Annotated in this window: 21 protein-coding genes and 2 pseudogenes; 11 read left to right on the top strand and 12 right to left on the bottom strand. The window is 52.9% G+C overall.

Annotated elements, in window-relative coordinates; translation table 11 throughout:
- The 3 genes and pseudogenes from BUB69_RS20955 to BUB69_RS29710 form a co-directional block, all read left to right on the top strand.
- Nucleotides 1–214: transposase (locus tag BUB69_RS20955; protein ID WP_141121887.1), on the top strand; the 214-nt coding region annotated here is incomplete at its 5' end.
- A gap of 429 nt (nt 215–643) precedes the next feature.
- Nucleotides 644–1,663 (top strand): annotated as a pseudogene (locus BUB69_RS29715) (HAMP domain-containing protein); the annotation flags it as partial.
- Between the two features lie 90 nt (nt 1,664–1,753).
- On the top strand, nt 1,754–2,518 hold the full coding sequence (locus BUB69_RS29710) for a methyl-accepting chemotaxis protein (protein ID WP_425439393.1): 765 nt from the start codon (nt 1,754–1,756) through the stop codon (nt 2,516–2,518).
- A gap of 519 nt (nt 2,519–3,037) precedes the next feature.
- On the opposite strand, the gene BUB69_RS28625 is transcribed toward BUB69_RS29710, so the two are convergent.
- On the bottom strand, nt 3,038–3,169 hold the full coding sequence (locus BUB69_RS28625; protein WP_073170065.1) for a transposase: 132 nt from the start codon (nt 3,167–3,169) through the stop codon (nt 3,038–3,040).
- An 81-nt stretch (nt 3,170–3,250) separates the two neighbouring features.
- Here BUB69_RS28625 and BUB69_RS29200 point away from each other — a divergent pair, with 81 nt between their 5' ends.
- The 6 genes and pseudogenes from BUB69_RS29200 to BUB69_RS29355 all read left to right on the top strand — a co-directional run bounded on the left by BUB69_RS29200 (nt 3,251) and on the right by BUB69_RS29355 (nt 7,147).
- Nucleotides 3,251–3,730 (top strand): GNAT family N-acetyltransferase, encoded by a 480-nt coding sequence (locus BUB69_RS29200; RefSeq protein ID WP_245825313.1) that lies wholly within the window; start codon nt 3,251–3,253, stop codon nt 3,728–3,730.
- Nucleotides 3,731–3,956: 226 nt separating this feature from the next.
- Nucleotides 3,957–4,280 carry an IS66-like element accessory protein TnpA gene (gene tnpA, locus BUB69_RS20935; RefSeq protein ID WP_084537147.1) on the top strand — a complete coding sequence of 108 codons (324 nt, stop codon included), beginning with the start codon at nt 3,957–3,959 and terminating at the stop codon, nt 4,278–4,280.
- Nucleotides 4,277–4,612 carry an IS66 family insertion sequence element accessory protein TnpB gene (tnpB, locus tag BUB69_RS29195; RefSeq protein ID WP_073170062.1) on the top strand — a complete coding sequence of 112 codons (336 nt, stop codon included), beginning with the start codon at nt 4,277–4,279 and terminating at the stop codon, nt 4,610–4,612. Before tnpA ends, tnpB begins: the two co-directional genes overlap by 4 nt.
- Before the next feature lie 63 nt (nt 4,613–4,675).
- A pseudogene (tnpC, locus tag BUB69_RS20925) lies at nt 4,676–6,260 on the top strand (IS66 family transposase).
- Nucleotide 6,261: 1 nt separating this feature from the next.
- Nucleotides 6,262–6,930 (top strand): HD domain-containing protein, encoded by a 669-nt coding sequence (locus tag BUB69_RS20920; protein WP_073170060.1) that lies wholly within the window; start codon nt 6,262–6,264, stop codon nt 6,928–6,930.
- Between the two features lie 85 nt (nt 6,931–7,015).
- The gene (locus BUB69_RS29355) at nt 7,016–7,147 is read left to right on the top strand and encodes an aconitase family protein (protein WP_425439392.1); all 132 of its coding nucleotides are present in this window, start codon (nt 7,016–7,018) and stop codon (nt 7,145–7,147) included.
- Nucleotides 7,148–7,508: 361 nt separating this feature from the next.
- Here BUB69_RS29355 and BUB69_RS20910 read toward each other — a convergent pair whose 3' ends face one another.
- Nucleotides 7,509–8,456, bottom strand: coding sequence for an AEC family transporter (locus BUB69_RS20910; RefSeq protein WP_073170058.1), 948 nt, complete (start codon nt 8,454–8,456; stop codon nt 7,509–7,511).
- Nucleotides 8,457–8,554: 98 nt separating this feature from the next.
- Between BUB69_RS20910 and BUB69_RS20905 the strand changes: the two genes are divergently transcribed.
- The gene (locus tag BUB69_RS20905; protein WP_073170056.1) at nt 8,555–9,454 is read left to right on the top strand and encodes a LysR family transcriptional regulator; all 900 of its coding nucleotides are present in this window, start codon (nt 8,555–8,557) and stop codon (nt 9,452–9,454) included.
- A 115-nt stretch (nt 9,455–9,569) separates the two neighbouring features.
- Here the strand turns inward: BUB69_RS20905 and BUB69_RS20900 are convergent, their stop codons facing one another.
- Nucleotides 9,570–10,367, bottom strand: coding sequence for an SDR family NAD(P)-dependent oxidoreductase (locus tag BUB69_RS20900; protein WP_073170054.1), 798 nt, complete (start codon nt 10,365–10,367; stop codon nt 9,570–9,572).
- Nucleotides 10,368–10,433: 66 nt separating this feature from the next.
- Nucleotides 10,434–11,222: a phytanoyl-CoA dioxygenase family protein gene (locus tag BUB69_RS20895; RefSeq protein ID WP_073170052.1), complete on the bottom strand. Its 789-nt coding sequence runs from the start codon at nt 11,220–11,222 to the stop codon at nt 10,434–10,436.
- A 473-nt stretch (nt 11,223–11,695) separates the two neighbouring features.
- On the opposite strand from BUB69_RS20895, the gene BUB69_RS20890 reads away from it, so the two are divergent.
- Complete coding sequence (locus tag BUB69_RS20890; protein ID WP_073170050.1) at nt 11,696–12,727, top strand: TRAP transporter substrate-binding protein; 1,032 nt, start codon at nt 11,696–11,698, stop codon at nt 12,725–12,727.
- Nucleotides 12,728–12,904: 177 nt separating this feature from the next.
- Here BUB69_RS20890 and BUB69_RS20885 read toward each other — a convergent pair whose 3' ends face one another.
- The 8 genes from BUB69_RS20885 to BUB69_RS20855 form a co-directional block, all read right to left on the bottom strand.
- Nucleotides 12,905–14,389, bottom strand: a complete 1,485-nt coding sequence (locus tag BUB69_RS20885) for a purine-cytosine permease family protein (RefSeq protein ID WP_073170049.1) — start codon at nt 14,387–14,389, stop codon at nt 12,905–12,907.
- Nucleotides 14,390–14,516: 127 nt separating this feature from the next.
- Complete coding sequence (locus tag BUB69_RS20880) at nt 14,517–15,311, bottom strand: CbtA family protein (protein WP_073170047.1); 795 nt, start codon at nt 15,309–15,311, stop codon at nt 14,517–14,519.
- A 9-nt stretch (nt 15,312–15,320) separates the two neighbouring features.
- Complete coding sequence (locus tag BUB69_RS20875) at nt 15,321–15,542, bottom strand: CbtB domain-containing protein (protein ID WP_073170045.1); 222 nt, start codon at nt 15,540–15,542, stop codon at nt 15,321–15,323.
- Nucleotides 15,543–15,554: 12 nt separating this feature from the next.
- The gene (locus BUB69_RS20870; RefSeq protein ID WP_073170043.1) at nt 15,555–15,989 is read right to left on the bottom strand and encodes a nitrile hydratase accessory protein; all 435 of its coding nucleotides are present in this window, start codon (nt 15,987–15,989) and stop codon (nt 15,555–15,557) included.
- 5 nt (nt 15,990–15,994) lie between these two features.
- Nucleotides 15,995–16,339 (bottom strand): SH3-like domain-containing protein, encoded by a 345-nt coding sequence (locus tag BUB69_RS29350; protein WP_281250943.1) that lies wholly within the window; start codon nt 16,337–16,339, stop codon nt 15,995–15,997.
- Between the two features lie 4 nt (nt 16,340–16,343).
- Nucleotides 16,344–16,646, bottom strand: a complete 303-nt coding sequence (locus tag BUB69_RS29345; RefSeq protein WP_281250942.1) for an SH3-like domain-containing protein — start codon at nt 16,644–16,646, stop codon at nt 16,344–16,346.
- A 14-nt stretch (nt 16,647–16,660) separates the two neighbouring features.
- A complete protein-coding gene (nthA, locus tag BUB69_RS20860; protein ID WP_073170041.1) occupies nt 16,661–17,293 on the bottom strand; it encodes a nitrile hydratase subunit alpha in 633 nt (210 codons plus the stop codon).
- Between the two features lie 114 nt (nt 17,294–17,407).
- Entirely contained in the window at nt 17,408–18,787 is a 1,380-nt protein-coding gene (locus BUB69_RS20855) for an amidase (RefSeq protein WP_073170039.1), read from the bottom strand.
- Nucleotides 18,788–18,977 lie beyond the last annotated feature (190 nt).

Below are 18,977 nucleotides of genomic sequence, written 5' to 3'. Positions count from 1 at the left end.
CTACAAGGCCAAGCGCAAGATCGAGTACTGCAAAGCTCAGACACGGGCCAAGGTCGAGCATCCGTTTCGCGTAATCAAGCGTCAGTTTGGCTACGTGAAAGTGCGCTTTCGTGGGCTGATGAAAAACACAGCTCAGCTGACCACGCTGTTCGCCCTGTCGAATCTGTGGATGGCTCGAAAACAGCTGATGGGTATGGGTGAGTTGCGCGTTTAACACGGGAAACCGGGCGGAAATGCCCTCAACGCGGGCTGCATCAGGCCATTTTCAGCAAATAGCGCTGGGTGCCGGGCAAATTGCGACTCGCCGCCGCTGCGTAGCAAGTTGATCGGAGCATCCCTAAGACTTGTATGTCAGCGCGAAGGGTAGCTTAGATTCCCTGTTGATCATCTTTAAAGGGCTGGCAGTCATGGGCTTGAGGCTGAACGACTTCAGAACCATCCATTGCCCTGCGAGTAATAGTGAAAATGAAATAATAATATGTTAGTTGCTGCCGACTGCATTGCGGAGCACAACGAAAATAATAATATTCACAATAGGGGTCGACAAGTAATGGCGAAAAGCCTCTTTTTATGACTTAGGTTTACGTACCTTTGGCCGATACAGTTCCGAAGTCCAAAAAACGACCAAGCGAATTCAGACGCCATGAAAATAAACCTCCGCTTCAGTCACAAAATTCTTGCAGCCGCATCATTGATTGTGATGCTAGCCTTCTCACTATTCACCCTTTATAACGACTATCTTCAACGCAATGCGACCCGCACCAATCTGGAGAATTACTTAGCCGAGATGGGCAGTTCCACCTCTACGAATATTCGTAACCTGTTAGAGGGGCGGATCAACATGGTGGAAAACCTTGCACAAAACATCGCTCAAGATCCTGCCAAGGCTGAGATCCTGATGGGGCAGAAAGCTCTCATCTCGAATTTTCTTACAGTCTACCTGGGCAAAGTCGACGGCGCGTTCAGTGTTCGCCCGGACTCCAAGATGCCCGACGGATATGATCCACGTGTCCGTCCCTGGTACAAAACAGGCATGAGCGCCAATGGCGCCACTATCAGTGAACCTTACATCGACGTGACCACCAATAAGCTGGTCATAGGGATACTCAGCAAGGTTTCCAACGACGTCGGTGTCGTCGGTGGAGATCTATCACTGGAAGGTTTGGTCGACATCATCAACTCACTGAATTTCGGCGGGATGGGCTATGCCTTCCTTGTGGATGACCAAGGCAAGATTCTGGTACATCCAGACAAAAGCCTGGTGATGAAGTCGCTGGCCGACCTGTACCCACAAAACACGCCGAGCCTGACCAAAGATCTTAGCGAAGTTGAGTCCAACGGCCAGACCCGAATTCTTAGCTTCGCTCCGGTCAAAGGACTGCCTTCCGCCAACTGGCATATCGGGCTGTCCATCGAGAAAGACAAGGCCTATGCGATGCTGAGCAAATTCCGCTCATCAGCAGTCATAGCCACCATCGTCGCCATGGCCATTATCATCACCCTGCTTGGCCTGTTGATCCGTGTGATGTTGCAGCCACTTCACACCATGATCCGAGCAATGGAAAACATTGCAGAAGGTGAAGGTGATCTGACTAAGCGACTCACTATCCATAATCAGGACGAGTTTGGCGCTCTGGGCAATGCCTTCAACCGTTTCGTCGAACGTATCCACGCTTCGATTCGCGAAGTTTCCTCGGCAACTCAGCAGGTCAATGAAGTTGCATTGCGCGTGGTAGCCGCTTCGAATTCATCGATGCTGAACTCTGACCAGCAGACCTCACGCACCAGTAGCGTCGCAGCAGCTATCAATGAGCTGGGTGCCGCCGCTCAGGAAATCGCCCAGAACGCTGCACTCGCATCCCTGCATTCAACTGAGGCGCGGGCGTTGGCAGAAGACGGTCAGCAAGTGGTAGACAAGACAATTGCGGCCATGCAGCAGCTATCGTCGAAAATCAGCGACTCGTGCGGCAATATCGAAACGCTCAACGCTAACACGGTCAACATCGGGCAGATTCTGGAAGTGATCACCAGTATCTCTCAGCAGACCAATTTACTGGCACTAAACGCTGCCATCGAAGCGGCCCGTGCCGGCGAGGCGGGACGAGGTTTCGCCGTCGTAGCTGATGAGGTGCGCAACCTTGCCCACCGCACGCAGGATTCGGCGCAGCAAGTTAAGAAGATGATTGAGGAGCTGCAGGTGGGGGCTCGCGAGGCGGTCAGCACAATGACCGAAAGCCAGCACCAGAGCGAAAGCAGCGTCGGTATTGCCAACCAGGCGGGAGAACGCTTAGGCAGCGTAACGCAGCGAATCAGTGAGATTGATGGAATGAACCAGTCCGTGGCGACAGCCACTGAGGAACAAACCTCTGTGGTGGAGTCGATCAACGTAGACATTACCGAGATCAACACCCTGAATCAGGAAGGTGTTGAAAACCTACAATCCACCTTGCGTGCGTGTACCGACCTTGAGCAGCAAGCCGCTCGGCTGAAACAGCTTGTAGGTACTTTCCGTATTTAAACAGTTGCTATATCCGCTCCTACGCTCTGCTTAGGAGCGGGATTTACCATTTTATAGGCGCGCGCCCCTGTGTTCGCGCCACCCTAAAAACTTAACAGCTAGATCCAGGAAGGATGAAAAGGACTTTCCTCACAGCTTGATTGCTGACGGTGATGGCTGCTGAATCCACTGGGTTGCTCGCAGAGACGCCGTTGTATGGTAGTAAGCGGATGGTGAACACACTTACCGAACTCCAGCATTAAGGGCGATGGTGTCCGCATATTTTTAAGCGGACGCGTTCGCCCTTATCGCCAGGACTTCCATGGATATCGCCAGCACGAATGGCGCATTGGGCGGCTGCAAATACTGACGCCGACATGAGTGTCTACAAAAAGAGCACAATCCTAACGTGGCCCCGATTCGCAGGCCACAGCGCGTTCCCTGGAGTAAAGCGCATGGCACATGTACTTTTCCGTAGGAAGGCGTTTTGGCCAGACGGGTACGTTGAAGCGCCATGCTGTTCTGCGTTTGCCCCCGAATTCACTTGTGGACGAGATTCGCGTTGAGGCTATGGCTGAGGGCAACGCTGGCAATCGAGGCTCCGAGCTGGGCGCACTCTTTAATGAACTGGGTTTTGAAGGATTTGGAATACGAACGGCGTGTCGGTTGCATAAAATACCCGCTTAAAGGGCTAAAACTGGTGCCCACTTAAATTAAGTGCACACCATGTCCTGGCCTCTCTGGGTTGGCTAGATGATTTGGCCGGACGCATACTTTGCACATATTATTTTTTTTGAAAATCCATCTGCCATGGTGATCCAAATGACTGTTTATTCATGCCTCCTAAAGGTGCCCTCTGTACAGACTTACCAAGCTCTTCGAACGGGCTCCGGCCTCAGCGGCAAGACGGATGAAGCTGCGATAAGAGGTTTGCCCAATACCCTTTTCGCCGTTCAGATCCTTCATGGGGAACTACCTGTGGGAATGGGACGCGTAATAGGTGACGGTGGATGCTGCTTTCAAGTTGTGGATATAGCTGTCATTCCAGAGCACCAAGGGAAAGGCTTAGGGAAAAAAATTATGGCCGAAATCATGAAATACATCGAAGCCAACGTTCCTGAAAGCGGTTACGTAAGCCTAATCGCGGATGGTCAAGCGCAAGACCTCTACGCGCAGTTTGGTTTCATCCATACGGCACCACGTTCTGTAGGTATGGCTTACAGTAGGCTCTAAGTATGCGTCCGGCCAAGTCATCTACCCAGCCCCACAAAGCCAAGACATGGTGTGCACTTAATTTAAGTGGGCACCAGCTCTAGCCTTTTAAGCGGGTATTTCATGCAGCCAACACGCCGTTCCTATGTAAGCGTCCGGCCAAGTCACCTATCAAACCGCTGCAATAAGGGCGATGTTCTCCACTTAAGAATACGTGGACACCATTGCCCTTATCGTCAGGATTTTCATGCGCAAAAGAACTTCTTATCCCAAGCCCGTTAAAGCCCAGATCGTTCAGGAATGCCTGCAACCAGGCGTTTCGATAGCCAGCGTAGCCCTGCGCCATGGGGTCAATGCCAATCTGGTTCGAAAGTGGATACCTATCTACCGTGATCATCAGGTGCCCGCGTTGCCTGCCTTTGTTCCGATAAATCTAGCGTCTGTCATTCAGCCCAGTCAGCAGGTGCCTGTTACCATCGAGGTTCCTTTCGGCCAGCAAAACCTTACAGTGATGTGGCCATCCTCAGATCCTGGTGGGTGTGCCCGTTTTATCCGCGAGCTTGCCCAATGATCCGTATCGAGGCCATCTGGCTCGCCACTGAACCGATGGACATGCGCGCAGGCACAGAAACCGCCTTGGCCAGAGTCATTACGGTATTCGGTGCGGCGAAGCCGCACTGCGCTTATCTCTTTGCCAATCGCCGGGCCAACCGTATGAAAGTTTTAGTGCACGACGGGATCGGCGTCTGGCTGGCCGCAAGGCGATTGAACCAAGGCAAATTCCACTGGCCAGGCATTCGACATGGCAGCGAGCTGGAGCTGGATACCGAACAACTTCAGGCCTTGGTGCTTGGCCTGCCGTGGCAGCGCGTTGGGGCTGGCGGTGCTATTACGATCCTTTAAAAAGGCTGTAATTAAAGCCTGAGCCTGCTGCCGCATGCGGTCTGCTTTGGTAAAATCCACGGCATGACTTCCTTGCCCAACCTCGACCAAATGACCCCCGACCAACTGCGTGCACTCGCTGCGCAGTTGCTGTCGCAGATCGACACCATGGGCAGAAAGAGCCATCGCGATGACACCATCATCGAGCAGTTGACCCACGAAATCACGATCCTCAGGCGGCATAGATTTGCCAAGCGCAGCGAGCAGATCAGTCCTGAGCAAGGCAGCTTGCTCGACGATCTGCTTGACACCGATCTTGAGGCTATCGACGCCGAGCTGACGGCACTGCTTCCGGCTCCGGCTCCGGCTCCAGCAGATGTGCGCAAAAAACCAAAGCGCGCGCCGTTGCCGCCACAGTTTCCACGCACAGTCATTCATCACGAACCAGAAAACACTGAGTGCACTTGCGGTTGCCAGCTTCAGCGCATCGGTGAGGACGTCAGCGAGAAGCTCGATTACACGCCGGGCGTGTTCACCGTTGAGCAACATGTACGTGGGAAATGGGCCTGCCGTCAGTGTGAAACGCTGATACAGGCACCGGTGCCAGCCCAAGTGATCGACAAGGGCATTCCGACCGCAAGTCTACATGGCTCATGTAATGGTGGCGAAGTTCGCCGACCATTTGCCACTGTATAGGCAGGAGAAAATCTTCGGGCGTGTCGGTTTAGCGATACCGCGCTCCACACTGGCTCAATGGGTTGGGCAAACCGGTGTACAGCTTCAGCCTCTGGTTGATGCCTTGCGAGAAGTCGTTCTGGAGCAGCGAGTTGTCCACGCCGATGAGACACCGGTGCAAATGCTTGCGCCCGGACAGAAGAAAACGCACCGCGCTTATGTCTGGGCCTACTGCACCACACCGTTTTCGGCGCTCAAGGCTGTGGTCTATGACTTCAGTCCGAGCCGCGCCGGTGAGCATGCGCGTAACTTCCTCGGCTCGTGGAACGGCAAGCTGGTGTGCGATGATTTTGCTGGCTACAAAGCAGGCTTCGAGAAGAGCATGACCGAAATTGGCTGCATGGCCCACGCCCGCCGTAAGTTTTTCGATCTGCACGCGGCGAATAAAAGCCAGTTGGCTGAACAAGCGCTGCACTCGATTGGCGGCTTGTACGAAGTTGAACGCCAAACGCGAGACATGAGTGACGAGGATCGCTGTCGAATACGACAAGAAAAAGCAGCGCCATTGGCGAAAGCACTGCACGACTGGATGTTGACCCAGCGCGATCTTGTGCCCAACGGATCAGCGACGGCCAAAGCCCTGGATTACAGCCTTAAACGCTGGGTAGCGCTGACGCGCTACCTGGAAGATGGGGCTGTCCCCATCGACAACAACCCAGTCGAAAACCAGATCAGACCCTGGGCACTTGGACGTTCCAACTGGTTGTTTGCTGGCTCGCTTCGCAGCGGCAAACGGGCGGCAGCAATTATGAGCTTGATCCAGTCAGCGCGCATGAATGGACACGATCCGTATGCGTATCTCAAAGATGTGCTGACGCGGCTGCCGATGCAGCGGGCGAGTGAGATCGACCAGCTGTTACCACATCGCTGGATATCCACCGTACGCCATATTCACCATGGACTTACTAAGATCGATACCTTCCAGGAGTTTTGAAATGATTGTTGAGCCATTTTTTCCATACCAGAGCCTAGCGTCGGATTTACTCGCATTTCTACCCGAGGACAGCACGGACGGATCTCACGATCTTTCTCATATCCACCGAGTATGGATAAATGTTCGGCGTCTACAAGAAAAAGAAGGTGGAGACTTAGAAGCATTGCTCGCAGCAACTATTTTGCATGATTGTGTGGCAGTCGAGAAAAACTCGCCATTGCGGGCGCAAGCATCAACTCTTTCGGCCAAAAAAGCCGCCTCTATTTTGGAGCGTATGGGTTGGTCTACATCGCGAATTGAGCTAGTCGCTCACGCGGTAAAGACCCACAGCTTCTCAGCAGGCTTCGATCCCATCACACTAGAAGCCAAAATTCTTCAGGACAGTGACCGACTAGACGCCATCGGCATGGTGGGAGTCGCGCGCTGCTTCTACGTTTCTGGGCGAATGGGCTCTGCGCTTTACGACTTTACAAACCCGGAAGCCGCAGGCAGGGATTATCAAGACAAACGTTTCACCATTGAGCATTTCCACACAAAATTACTCAAACTGGCTTCGGGGTTTCAGACAGCCGAAGGTGCTCGGTTGGCAGCGGTCAGGCATGCACGCCTTAATAGTTTTCTAGATGATTTTATGGAGGAAATCGGAGCACCAGGCCGAACGGAATTGTGACATGGATGATATTCAGTTAGGTAGGTGACATCGCCAGACGCTTACCAACCTCCCGCGTTTCGCCACGAAAGACAGGCGCCAAGGCATCCTGCACGTTATCGGCCCGGAACAATGCTTCGCGCGTACCGGCATATCCATTGTATGTGGTGATTCCCACACGACAACTCACGGCGCATTTGCTGCACATGCTTTTGGTATCGGTACGTCAGAAATTTAACACGTGCGGGCAACCCAGTGTCATTCTATGAAAAAACTCAAAAGTATGAGGGGGAATGTAGAAGGAGTGCCCCATTCACCAATTGCTTCCAAGGATCTTGCGCTAGCCCGGCTCGGCACTGCGCGTTGCGGGCGCGACAGGTTCTTTCCAGCCTTCAAAAAAAGCTCTCAAAGCGCCATACCGCAGTCCTCTGACTCTTTGGCCGATGTTTTACAGCGTGCGGAACCCTAAGCTTCTCTTCTGTTCCACAGCAAGCTCGATTCATTTGCACGTGGGCGGCTGGTTACCCAGCATACGCGATTGAATCCACCTGAACTTTTTACTTAGCGGTTCCAATGTCAAATGTTTCGTCTGCGATGAATCAATGAGGCAGGGATGCTGATTGACCGATCCAATACACACATGCAGATAGGGTGAAAATTGAGCCTAATGTTGTGATCAGTATCACTTTTGCGATCACTGCTGCCTCGCGTCGATAGAACTCCGCAATCATGAATGGCCCTGTACCCGTGGGCATCGCGCTTAGCAGTACCGCAGAATGTGCCCACATCGAAGGCAAAACAAACACTTTGAACGCAAGCACCCAAGTAACAATCGGCTGAACAAACAATTTAATCAGGACTAACGGCCAGGCACCTTTCTCGTCGGAAGCATGCTTTTTGGAAAGGAACAGGCCTAGGGAAATTAGAGCGCATGGAGTCATCGCTGCGATCAGCAAGTCTAAAACACTGGCTATAGGTGTCGGAATTCCTGAGCCGCTCCATCCCCATAGACTTCCGATGATTGGGGTTGTCAACAATGGATTTTTAAGCAGAGCCTTGCCTACAGATTTTGCAGCGCCGTAGAAGGTGCTGTCGCTTTGCAAGCCTATTTCTATCAGAGTCAGTGCGATACCAAAAATGAAGCAAACGATGATGAGTGTGGAAATCAGAGCAGGCTGCATACCCTCCTGGCCGAGAATCAGCAGGCATAATGGAATTCCGATATAACCTGTATTTGCGTAAGAAGCGCTCAATGCATCAATGCTTCCTTCAACAAGTTTTTTCCCTTGCGATAATTTCCAGAGCACTGTGCCGCCAAAAACCGCTACTGCGCCTGCACCAAAACTTATGATAAATCCGGGGTGCCAAATATCAGCAAAAACGGCGGTCGCTGTTGTTTTGAATAGTAAGGCTGGCAAGCAAAGCCATACGACGAGTTTGTTTAACTCCGATGCCCCCTGATCACCAAGTCGGTTAGTACGCCCGCAGATGAACCCTAAGAGAATAAGGCTAAAAATTGGGAGGATAACCAGGACAACCGTGTTCATTTAGCAAACCTGCTCAGCGGGGGGAGGGGGATTTTAAGCTTGACAATCGATACAGTCCAATGATTAGTATTCACTGAATTGATACGCGGTACGCATCGATGCTGGAAATTAAGCAAATCAGAAACTTTCTGGTGCTCGCCGAGCACTTGCACTTCGGCAAAGCTGCTGACGCGGTCAATTTGACCCAACCGTCGCTCAGCCGTCAGTTGGCATGCATTGAGGACGAGCTCGGCTGCTGCCTGGTGTCGCGGACATCTCGTAGCGTAGAGCTTACTGCGGCGGGGAAGGAGTTTCAGCGATTGGCTAGTGGGCTGATGGTTGCATGGCAGGATGCTGTGAGTTCAACCCAAGCAGTCGCCCGCGGCTTACAAGGAGAGCTAAAGGTAGGTTTCACTTCTTATACGGCCTGGACAATCTTGCCGTCTATTTCTAAAAATTTTGTAGAGCAATACCCGAGTGTCAGCATGCACCTGCAAGAGATGCTGCCAATGGAGCTGATTTCTAAATTAGGCGCAGGAGAAATCGATGTGGGAGTTACCTTCCAATCCTTTGAGGAAGGCCTAGAGTATCGACACTTACACTCGGAGCCGCTTTGCATCGCCTTGCCCACCAGCCATGCTTTGAACAAGCATCAGGCTCTAACCATAGAATGCTTGGAAGGCACGAGATTTATAATTAGTCGCCGGGATACATCTCCGCCGCTCTACGATTCAATTATGCAGGTATGCAATAATGCAGGCTTCAACCCCAAAGAATTCATGCATGCCGATCTGCAACAGTCGATAATTAACCTGGTTGCCGAAGGTCTTGGGGTTGCCATTGTGCCCAATTCAATGAGTAAGTTTAATCATGATGGAGTAAGTTATTGGCCCATCGATCAGTCTCCGCAAGTGGAGTGTGGGGTGTGCTGGAATCCAAGTAACGATAATCCCTGTCTGGAAAACTTCTTAGACTTGTACCCTGATATACGCGATCTTCCGATTAGTGATGAGGACTGAAACAGAACACTAGCGTTGGCTTCGCCGCATTCAGGGCGTGTGAACGGTAAGAGGGTGTTGAGGGCAACAGCCGTGCGATCTGCACGGCATGCTCCCTGTAGTTTCGATTTGGTATCTACGCGCAGCGTAGAGTCAAACCGCCATCGACGACGAGGTTAATACCGGTAACGTACCGCGCCGAATCAGATGCAAGAAAGAGCGCTGCGTTGGCGACATCCCAAGCATCACCCATAAACCCCATAGGGCATTGGGCGTGACGCTTATCGAGCATCGCTTCTGTTTCTCCACCATATGCCGCGGTCAGAGAGCTGCTCACCATTGGCGTATTCATGAACCCCGGAGAGACACAGTTTGCTCTGATTCCGTGTGGTGCATACTGGACGGCGATGTTTTGTGTAAAACCGATCATCGCCGCTTTTGTAGCTGAATACCCCACATAAGGAAAGCCGAGCCAGCGATCAGCAGCGATAGAAGCGATGTTGACGATTGAACCGCTTTTTTTCTTCTCCATCACCGGCAGTGCGTATTTGCAGGTTAGAAACAGACTGGTCTGGTTCACCGCCACCAGTCGATTCCAGCTTTCTTCGGTTGCCTCTACGGGCCCGCCGATTTCGGCGATGCCTACGTTGTTATGAAGGGTGTCCAGACTGCCGAAATAGTCTTGCGCCGCCGCGACCATCTGGCGCATATCAGCTGAGCTGGTGACGTCTCCGGTGAAAACCTCACAGACCCCGCCTTCTTCTCGAATGATATCGCGAGTGCGCCCCGCTGAGACGGCGTCGCGATCGACAGCGAGCACAGTGGCACCATGTCGAGCGTAGAGCACCGCTGCCGCGCGTCCATTACTCCACCCTTCTGCAATCGCACCTGCGCCGGTGACAATCACAACCTTGCCCTGCATTGAATCTTTCATTAGTTCCTATCCTTATTCTTCGGATGAGCGTTTGCCGGCTGTGCGTGGCAGCCGGCTCAGCAGTGTTTAAGCGACAGCGGCGTGGAACTTGTCCAGGCAATCGTCGCTGAGAATTTCGATAGGAGTGAAATTTCTGTGGGCAATGAAGTCAGGTCGATTGAATTTGGTGATTGCGTTGTCCACCGAGTTGGTTGTGACGTACACGGTATTTCGATCCCAAGGTGACAGGTTTGGTGACGACGCGTGCACCAAGGTACTTTGGAAAATGAGAACGGTACCCGCGCGACCTTTCGGCGCGACGATGCCGCCCTGGGCGACAAGTTCCGCTACCTTTGCGTTGTCAAGTGTCCACAAGGGATAGCTGGTCGTGCTGCGGTCATGGCTCGCTTCAAGGCGTCCCAGCTTATGGGAGCGGGGGATGAACATAAGTGGGCCGTTGAATTCGTTGACCTCGTCCAGGAAAATCGCGACGTTCATTGCGCGAGCTTCCGGCATGCCATCGTCTTGATGCCATGTGCCGAAGTCTTGGTGCCATTGCCAGATGTCACCATTGAAAGCTGCCTTCGCATTGATCTTGAACTGATGCATGTAGACATCAGTACCGAGCAGCTGCTTGGCTGGCTCAACAAGGCGTGGGTGACGTGCTACCTGGGCAAACACGTCATCGAAAGTATGGGCAGCGAAGACCGTGCGAACTACTCCCGTCTTCTCTTTTACAACCTCATCTCGATCCATGCGGTACAGCTGCGGCAGGCGCGACTTCATCAAGCCAGCTTCCTGTTCTGTAAACAGGCCAGGCAGCAAGATGTAGCCTTCTTCATCATAAGCTTTGATTTGTTCTTGTGTAAGCTTCATGAGTTTCTCCAGACTTTATTGTACGCAGGCGAGCCTGCTTCATTGTCGACGTGGGTACTCTTGTTTTAGCACCCTAGTCAGGGCTGGGGTCTTGGCAGCATCGGTTGGAGTGATACGTCCAACCCCCTTTTGTTGCTCCTTTGTAGGTATCCAGAACTTGGCGATCGGATTATCCGATGTTCGGTTTCGCGGATGCCTTTCCTGGATAACCGGTAGTTCGCTGAGCCCGTCCGGCCCAATTGCAACGCTGGCCATCAATCATTTCGAACCGCGTGCCCAACGGCCTTGATCTGTCCCAAACATGGCTCATTGCTGGGGGCCCCCGTTCTAGACATGTTCCTGCCGTCTATTAGCGCCGAATCGAGGGCTGTGACGCTTATTGGCTTCCGTCTTCTGTATACAGACTACAAATCGAGATCTATGATTGTCAATAAGCTCTTTGCACCCACAACAAAAAAAGCAGGAGAGTCACTATGAAAAGCTTTACACGTAGAAATTTTCTTCGAACCACCGCCGTGGCTACAGCGGCTCTAGCGTCAGGCATGACGGTCGGATACAGCGCGTTTTCCTACGCCGCTGAGTTCAACCTGAAATTTGCAAACAACCTTCCCCTCACTCACCCCATGAATGTCAGGGCGCGGGAAGCCGCGAAACGCATCAAGGAATCCACAGACGGGCGAGTTGTCCTGCAGGTGTTCCCTAGTAGCCAGTTGGGTGGCGACACCGACATGCTTGCCCAAGCGCGTTCGGGCGCGATTGATTTCTACGCAGGGCCACCAGTCATTCTCGGCACATTGATTCCTGCCGCTCAGATCAGCGCGGTTGGCTTTGCCTTCAAGAATTATGAACAGGTATGGGCAGCCATGGACGGTGAGCTTGGCGCACACATCAGGGCTGAAATAGCCATGAGTGACGGCCTCTTCGCATTTGAAAAGATTTGGGATAACGGATTTAGGGTGACCACCACCAGCACTCGACCGGTAGCGGCACCGGCAGACTTGGTCGGTATGAAATTACGGGTGCCACCGAGTCCGATAATCATGTCGATGTTCCGCAGCTTTGATGCTGCCCCGGCGAGTATCAATTTTGCGGAGGTTTACGCCGCGTTGCAGACCCACATCGTCGAGGGCCAGGAGAATCCTCTGACGTTAGTCAACTCCGCCAAGCTCTACGAAGTGCAGAAGTACTGCTCATTGACCAATCATATGTGGGATGGTTTTTGGGTGCTTGGGAACAAGGCAAATTTCTCACGTCTGCCTGTGGAGTTTCAGGATACCGTTTCCAAGCACATCAATGAGGCAGGCGTGAACATGCGTGCTGATCTGCAGGCGCTGCAAGCCACAGTTAGAGAGGATCTCGATAAGAAAGGCCTGATCATTAGTGATGTTGTGCCGGACTCCTTCCGGCAGAAGCTGAGGGATGCGGGATATTACGCACAGTGGCGCAAGGCATTTGGTGAGCAGGCTTGGGCGCTACTGGAAAAGTCGGCCGGGGCACTTGCCTAGATGGTTTTAGGCACAGTGGTTAGGTCGTCCTGCTTACTCGGTTGGATTACTGGGAGGCCGTTAATTCTTCGTTATGCTACGCGTAGTTCTCCGCTCCAGTTGAGCACGTGAGCAGATGAGTTCGCCATGCCTTTGGGCATGGCGGGCAGTTCGGCGGCGACTGGCGCTATTACAGTCTCAGGAGGAGATAAGCTGACCGATTGGCATCGGGCGTGGGCCGGCGTATGACTCGCTAGGCTTCCAGTTTGTGGTTACATCGTCGGGGAATTGCGAGAAGTAAAAGCGGCCCCGGGTTGCCACGCTTGACGCCACGTGAAGCATCGGCCCCACGATCATCGCGATAAACGAGGCGTAGTAGATGGGATAGGCTCCCAACACACCAGCAGCTCCGAGGGCGACAGCCACTACCAAGCTGATGACACCGCAGGGATTCCAAGATCGAAGGTACTCTTTGCGGTACTCCACAAAATCGCTCGGGGCCAGATTGAACATGCGACGGCAAATCAACTGGTCAGCCAGGATGATGAATACCCACGTGTTCGTGAGGATTCCCGTGATGGTCAGGAACGTATTCATGTATTGCAGGACGTTTACGGAATACAGAATTACCCCCATCAACCAGACTAAAATCATCCACCACTGACGACCTGGGCGAATGTTGAGCGCCATATCAGCTGTATTCGAAAGGGCAATTGAGCCTGAGTAGAGATTGATCACATTGATCCGAATCTGTGTCAATACTGCGAATACCACACCAAGTAGCCCCATGACCATTGGGAAGATGTACCCAGGATCCATAGATGCTGCGACAGCGTCTGTGGGAATGTGGGGGAGCAGGGTGTGCGCCAACATCGCGCCCGCTAACAAAATTGGAAGTACCGGGATCAACATGCCCAGCATGATAGCGGTGGTGCCTTTGTGAGTGATCCTAGGTTTTGCAAACCGACCATAATCGGTGGCAATCAGCCCTTGGAAAACGATCTGCCCGTTTGCCATGCTCATGACAATCCAGATCTTGGTTTCGTCAACCGTGCCAGTCGGGAGCCATCCTAATGGGCCTACGATGTCGTAGTTGTGAGTCAACTGGTACAGACAGAAGGCAAACAGGCCTATGAAAAGTGGCACACCCCAAGTCTGGAGGAACTGGAGAGATGACATGCCGCGCCACACAAAGAAGATGGCGAATAGACCCAGCACTGCGAAGATTGCTATCCCGCCTGGAGAGTCCACCGCGATTCCGAGATGGTTGGCAATGGCGTGAGAAACGATTGTCCCCTCGAAGATAAAGTAAAAAACGAAGTTCACACCATAGATCAAAGATGTGAATGCCGACCCCATATAGCCGAATCCTAGTCCGCGGGTTAGTAGATTGAGAGATAAGCCTTCGCTACTCGCAAGTTTCATTACAACGGCCCCGATGATCGTTGCGAAAACGAAGAAATATGCCAAGGGCCAAAGCATCATGGGCCAGCCTACCTGGTAACTCAAATCAGCACCAAGTATGAACCAGAACATTGCTGTCGAATTTCCCAGCAGCACCAAGATGATCGCAGGAATTGGCCAGCGGTAGTGTGATGGGACACGACCAACTGCGTAGTCTTCCATGGCTTCCGTCTTACTTATATCTTGTGGCCCTTGGAACCACTCTTTAAGTTTGCTCATTTAAAGTCCTGCACATGGGTATGTTTGTTTAAACATCGGGCGTGCACAACCCAGCAGCGACGAGTGCTGAGTTTGGCGTTCGTTGAATTTCGTGCGGTTTCGGCAGGCCGGATTATTCCTGCGAGCGTTAGCTGTTTACAGGGATGTGGCGCATGTGCGAGCTTGAAAGCGCATGGTGCGCATACCAGCCATAGATCGCACCGATGACGACCCACAGAATGGCTTGGGTAGCTACCGAAGCTACCCGGAAATTGGAGAGAATCTCACCTGAGAAAGCGCTCGGTACTTCATTAATCGATGGCAGCACACCGAGCATGATGATGGTCATTACCACATAGCCACCGATGGCTAATAATGGGGCTGAGCCAGTCGCATTCTTTTTCAGCTTCTGGTACCAAACCACGCTGGCTCCTTGGAGAAACAACGAGCCTGCCAGCAATAGGAAGTAGTAAGCTGTACGCTCACCAATCGTCCCTGATAGCCCCACGCCAGGAGGAGTTGCCGGATACTTCAGCGTCGGCAGTATCACGAAAGCCAGCAACGCCCCCACGCTTATGTAAAACGAGAGCATTCCGGGTGAAATGCTGCCCACACGGCCATGCAGGAAGCAAAACACAAGAGAGAAGAGTCCTCCAACCGCACCACCAAAGACTGTGGTCGCAACAAGAGCGCCCACACCTGCTTGGGTCTCTCTGCTAATCACCTCGCTATGGACATCAGCACCGTCTGCCGAGTGGTGGCTGTGGCCATCAGAGGTGTGCTCCTCATGCGCCATAAAGGGCGTTTCGTTCGCCTCCTTCTGTTGTTCGAAGGCGATTGCTCGTTCCATTTGCGGCCCCACGAACACGTGTAATACGCCGAAGGAAACTACGCCGGCAAGGATCCCCGTTAGAATGCCATTCAACAACAGTTTGCTGATCATGTTAGATCCTCAATGGCAAGGAAAGCCGAGCGCGTGGCGACCGTCATGGACGAACTCATGCACGTTATTTCCGGCGAGGAGCGAGGTCGCACCTTGTTCGGCGCCTACAAAATAGATGGCCAGCATCGCCAGTAACACTGCCAGGGCCGCCCATGGCATGAGGTGAGCCAGAGGAAATGCCTGAGCAGGATTGTGAGTTTGGGAGCGATTCAGCAGGGCTTCGTCATTCATCTTGGTTATCCGTCAATGATGGCCGGTTGTTGGGCTTACGGCGATGGGGGTGCCAGGGGCCGAATGGTGATGGTGGTGTGCTTTCGCTGGCGAGCAGTTGGCGTTTTCCAGCAGAACAGGCAGCCCATGCGGCGTGTTCAGATAGGCAAGACGCCATGCCTGGGCAGTCTCTTCGACGCTTTCTCCGGTGACGAGCCCGAGCGTTTCAAGCATTGCTTCAAAGGCGACAGCCCATTGGCGGTAGTAAGCATCGTTCACGCTCTCGTCAGGACGCCTTGGACTACGTTTGATCTCGTTGCTGAAAAACTCTACCCATTGCGACCAAGGGAACAGCCCGGTCTTGTACAGGTTCACGGTGAGGGAAAACATACCCGCCTGCCATGGGTAGTCAAAGGCGTGGTCGTCTGTGTTGATTTCCAGTACTTGGGATTCAGCTAATGGCATCATTTCGTTTACTCCAGATAATCTTCCCAAAGATCCAGGTACACCTTGTCGTTGGGGTTTGCCTGCTGGCCCCACAAATCGGTTGCCGAGAAGCAAACTGTGTAGAGGTGCTGCGGTTTAACCGCAAGCCCATGCGCATTTACGTCGGGGAACCCGAATACGCCATGGTCGGTAATGATCACTGCTGGTTTGCCACGGCAGTAGCGAGGTGTCCTGGTATGGGTGGGTGGGTTGATCTGTTTGGCCGTGACACGTTCGCCAGCGGAAAACTTTGGAGCGATATCAACATTCACACGTGGCGAACCACCTGTTGCGACGAGACCTGCAATCATGTCTTTGGTGATGGCTTGCATGGTTCTACCCCCGAAGTGATTCGATTTTCGCGCTCAACTCATCCGGAGAAATAATTCCCTTCTCCGCCAACATGAGCGACAGCGAGTGAAACCACTTTTCATAGTAAGTGGTTGTTAAGTAGTCGGTAGGCTTCATCCGCTCAATCGCAAATCGGAATTCATCCACGTTATAGACGCCAGCACCGAACACAGCGATGAACATGCCGAACATCCGGCGTTCCCAAGGCGCGTGAAAAAGAGGCTCGTTTTCTTCGACGAATATTGGCCCGATCCCGTGCATACCACCACAGTCATGAATACCGTTCATTTAGGCTCTCCTGCTTAGAGGGTGGGAGCGGCTGCTACGCCGACACCAATCATCGAATCCCGCGTTACGAGCTCGATTAGTTGCTCCTCAGTCCAGTCACAAGTCCCTGCTGGGCGTTGAGGCAAGACCAGGTAGCGCAGATCAGCATTGCTGTCCCAGACTCGGACTTCTTTTTGAGCGCTTACTTCGAGACCGAACTCTTTCAGAACAGCTCGTGGTTCAAGAACAATGCGCGACCGGTAGGCTGCCGATTTGTACCAAGTCGGTGGGAGTCCCAGGGTAGGCCATGGGTAGCAGGAGCATAGGGTGCAGACAGTAACGTTGTGTACCGAATCTGTGTTTTCGACAACGGTCATGTCTTCGCCCTGAATACCCGAAAAGCCCAACTCCGCAATCGCCGCCGTGGAGTTCTCCAAGAGCCGTTTCTTGTATTCCGGATCGATCCAGGCTCGAGCAACGACCTTGGCTCCATTTTTCGGCCCGATGCGAAACTCGTAGGTTTGGATCAGCTCGTCAATGGCATCTGTATTGACGATGCCTTTCTCCACGAGCAATGTTTCGAGCGCTTTAACACGCAGCTCCATCTCTGATGGTGGTGCAGTGTGGTCGTGATCGTGATCGTGATCGTGACTTTGGTCATGTGCCATGGGTTCTTTCCTCATCTCAGCATCAGTTTCAGGCGTCAACTCAAGTCAGTTTGGGTAGGTGTAGTGTCAACACGGGGCACCCGCGGCGCCCCCCTACCTTGGCTGCGCGGTGGTTCATTCAACGGGGTGACGGGTGTGCCAGTCAGTCAGGCGTTGAAACTCCGCAACCACCTGGCACAACAGGGCTTCTGAGAAATGCGGCCCACACAGCTGCATGACAATCGGCAGCCCGTTACGGTCGAAGCCGACTGGAAATGTCATGGTCGGGCCACCGGTCATGTCGGCAGGGATGGTGTATTGAAGGTACGGAGCAAAGTCGGCTCCTGCCAAACTCAGCCATTCGTCCGAGGTCGGTACAGCACCGCCAAGCACTGGTACGAGGAACAACTGAACATCTTGGAAGAGGGCGTTGACTTGCTCGTTGAAAGCAATGCGGCGAATGCTCGCTGCCGCGAGGTCAATTCCACTCACCTGTTGGCCAATATCAAGGAACGCCGACAGAACCGGGCCGTATTTGTGTTGCTGTGCAGGATATGTCGCTTTATGGCTAAGCGCTGTCTCAGCTGCAGCTATGGTGCTCCAGTCATTGATGGCTTGATCGCAATTTGGGTAGTCAATGACAGCCACTGTAGCTCCGAGGCTCTCAAAGACTTTTGCCGTAGCCATCCACGCATCTGAGATTTCTTCTGACGATCCAGATTTCACGTAGTCGGCAGGGAGGCCGATTTTTATGCCCCTGATGTTCTTCGTGCAGTCAGCCGTGTAATCCGGGACGGGACAGTGAGATGCTGTCGGATCGTTACGGTCAGCGCCGGCAATGGCGTTTAGCATGATACCGACGTCGACAGCGTTTCTTGCCATTGGCCCAACATGATCAAAGGAGTCCGCCATAGGAAAGACGCCATAGCGGCTCACGCGGCCCCATGTCGGCTTGATGGATGTCAGGCCATTCGCCGCGGATGGCAACCTGATGGAACCGCCGGTGTCGCTTCCGATGGTAGCGAACGCGAGCCCTTTAGCTGTCGCTACCCCAGATCCTGACGATGAAACCCCAGACCAGCGCTCAGCATTCCAAGGATTGACCGGTCTTGTAACTGAGGGATGATGGTCAGTAAATGCTTGTTCAGTTGTCTTTAGTTTTCCTAAGACGATAGCACCTGAATCCTCAAGCCGATCAACAACTGTGGCATTAAAATTTGGGGTGAAATCTCTGTTCAATAAAGTTCCGCCGGTGGTAGGTGCGAACTTGGTGTAAAGGAGATCTTTTATGCCGATAGGAATCCCATGTAGAGGGCCTCTCCACTGGCCTCGCACGATCTCTTGTTCAGCTATTTTAGCCTGCGCGAGTGCATGTGTTACGGTCACGCAGACATAACTTTTAGCCTGGCCATCCTGTTTTTCAATCCTGTCTAGCATGTATTGAGTTAGTTCAACAGGAGAGAGTTTCTTATTTCGGACGTCGTCCGAAATATCAGATATGGTCTTATAGTGCATATGCGCTCCACATTTCTAACTATTGGTTCGACAAGACTTAATCTTGCATGGCATGTGCGCGATTTTACCGGCCGATTGGGATTGCCGGCTTGGCCCTAGCGGACAGAAAAATTGACCACGCCCGCCATGGAGGTGGGGGAAGGGGAGGTTAGATCACAGTAAAAGCAGGCTTGGAGGAGGGGGGGGCGAC

It is taken from the genome of Pseudomonas asturiensis, assembly GCF_900143095.1.
GTDB classification, from domain to species: domain Bacteria; phylum Pseudomonadota; class Gammaproteobacteria; order Pseudomonadales; family Pseudomonadaceae; genus Aquipseudomonas; species Aquipseudomonas asturiensis.
This window is presented reverse-complemented; position numbering and strand designations above follow the sequence as displayed.

What these genes read in the sequence shown, in the direction of transcription:
- BUB69_RS29710 (WP_425439393.1), top strand. Translation starts at nt 1,754, where the DNA reads ATGCTGAACTCTGACCAGCAGACCTCACGCACCAGTAGCGTCGCAGCA.
- BUB69_RS28625 (WP_073170065.1), bottom strand. Translation starts at nt 3,169, where the DNA reads ATGCAACCGACACGCCGTTCGTATTCCAAATCCTTCAAAACCCAGTTC.
- BUB69_RS29200 (WP_245825313.1), top strand. Translation starts at nt 3,251, where the DNA reads ATGATTTGGCCGGACGCATACTTTGCACATATTATTTTTTTTGAAAAT.
- tnpA (WP_084537147.1), top strand. Translation starts at nt 3,957, where the DNA reads ATGCGCAAAAGAACTTCTTATCCCAAGCCCGTTAAAGCCCAGATCGTT.
- tnpB (WP_073170062.1), top strand. Translation starts at nt 4,277, where the DNA reads ATGATCCGTATCGAGGCCATCTGGCTCGCCACTGAACCGATGGACATG.
- BUB69_RS20920 (WP_073170060.1), top strand. Translation starts at nt 6,262, where the DNA reads ATGATTGTTGAGCCATTTTTTCCATACCAGAGCCTAGCGTCGGATTTA.
- BUB69_RS20910 (WP_073170058.1), bottom strand. Translation starts at nt 8,456, where the DNA reads ATGAACACGGTTGTCCTGGTTATCCTCCCAATTTTTAGCCTTATTCTC.
- BUB69_RS20905 (WP_073170056.1), top strand. Translation starts at nt 8,555, where the DNA reads ATGCTGGAAATTAAGCAAATCAGAAACTTTCTGGTGCTCGCCGAGCAC.
- BUB69_RS20900 (WP_073170054.1), bottom strand. Translation starts at nt 10,367, where the DNA reads ATGAAAGATTCAATGCAGGGCAAGGTTGTGATTGTCACCGGCGCAGGT.
- BUB69_RS20895 (WP_073170052.1), bottom strand. Translation starts at nt 11,222, where the DNA reads ATGAAGCTTACACAAGAACAAATCAAAGCTTATGATGAAGAAGGCTAC.
- BUB69_RS20890 (WP_073170050.1), top strand. Translation starts at nt 11,696, where the DNA reads ATGAAAAGCTTTACACGTAGAAATTTTCTTCGAACCACCGCCGTGGCT.
- BUB69_RS20885 (WP_073170049.1), bottom strand. Translation starts at nt 14,389, where the DNA reads ATGAGCAAACTTAAAGAGTGGTTCCAAGGGCCACAAGATATAAGTAAG.
- BUB69_RS20880 (WP_073170047.1), bottom strand. Translation starts at nt 15,311, where the DNA reads ATGATCAGCAAACTGTTGTTGAATGGCATTCTAACGGGGATCCTTGCC.
- BUB69_RS20875 (WP_073170045.1), bottom strand. Translation starts at nt 15,542, where the DNA reads ATGAATGACGAAGCCCTGCTGAATCGCTCCCAAACTCACAATCCTGCT.
- BUB69_RS20870 (WP_073170043.1), bottom strand. Translation starts at nt 15,989, where the DNA reads ATGATGCCATTAGCTGAATCCCAAGTACTGGAAATCAACACAGACGAC.
- BUB69_RS29350 (WP_281250943.1), bottom strand. Translation starts at nt 16,339, where the DNA reads ATGCAAGCCATCACCAAAGACATGATTGCAGGTCTCGTCGCAACAGGT.
- BUB69_RS29345 (WP_281250942.1), bottom strand. Translation starts at nt 16,646, where the DNA reads ATGAACGGTATTCATGACTGTGGTGGTATGCACGGGATCGGGCCAATA.
- nthA (WP_073170041.1), bottom strand. Translation starts at nt 17,293, where the DNA reads ATGGCACATGACCAAAGTCACGATCACGATCACGATCACGACCACACT.
- BUB69_RS20855 (WP_073170039.1), bottom strand. Translation starts at nt 18,787, where the DNA reads ATGCACTATAAGACCATATCTGATATTTCGGACGACGTCCGAAATAAG.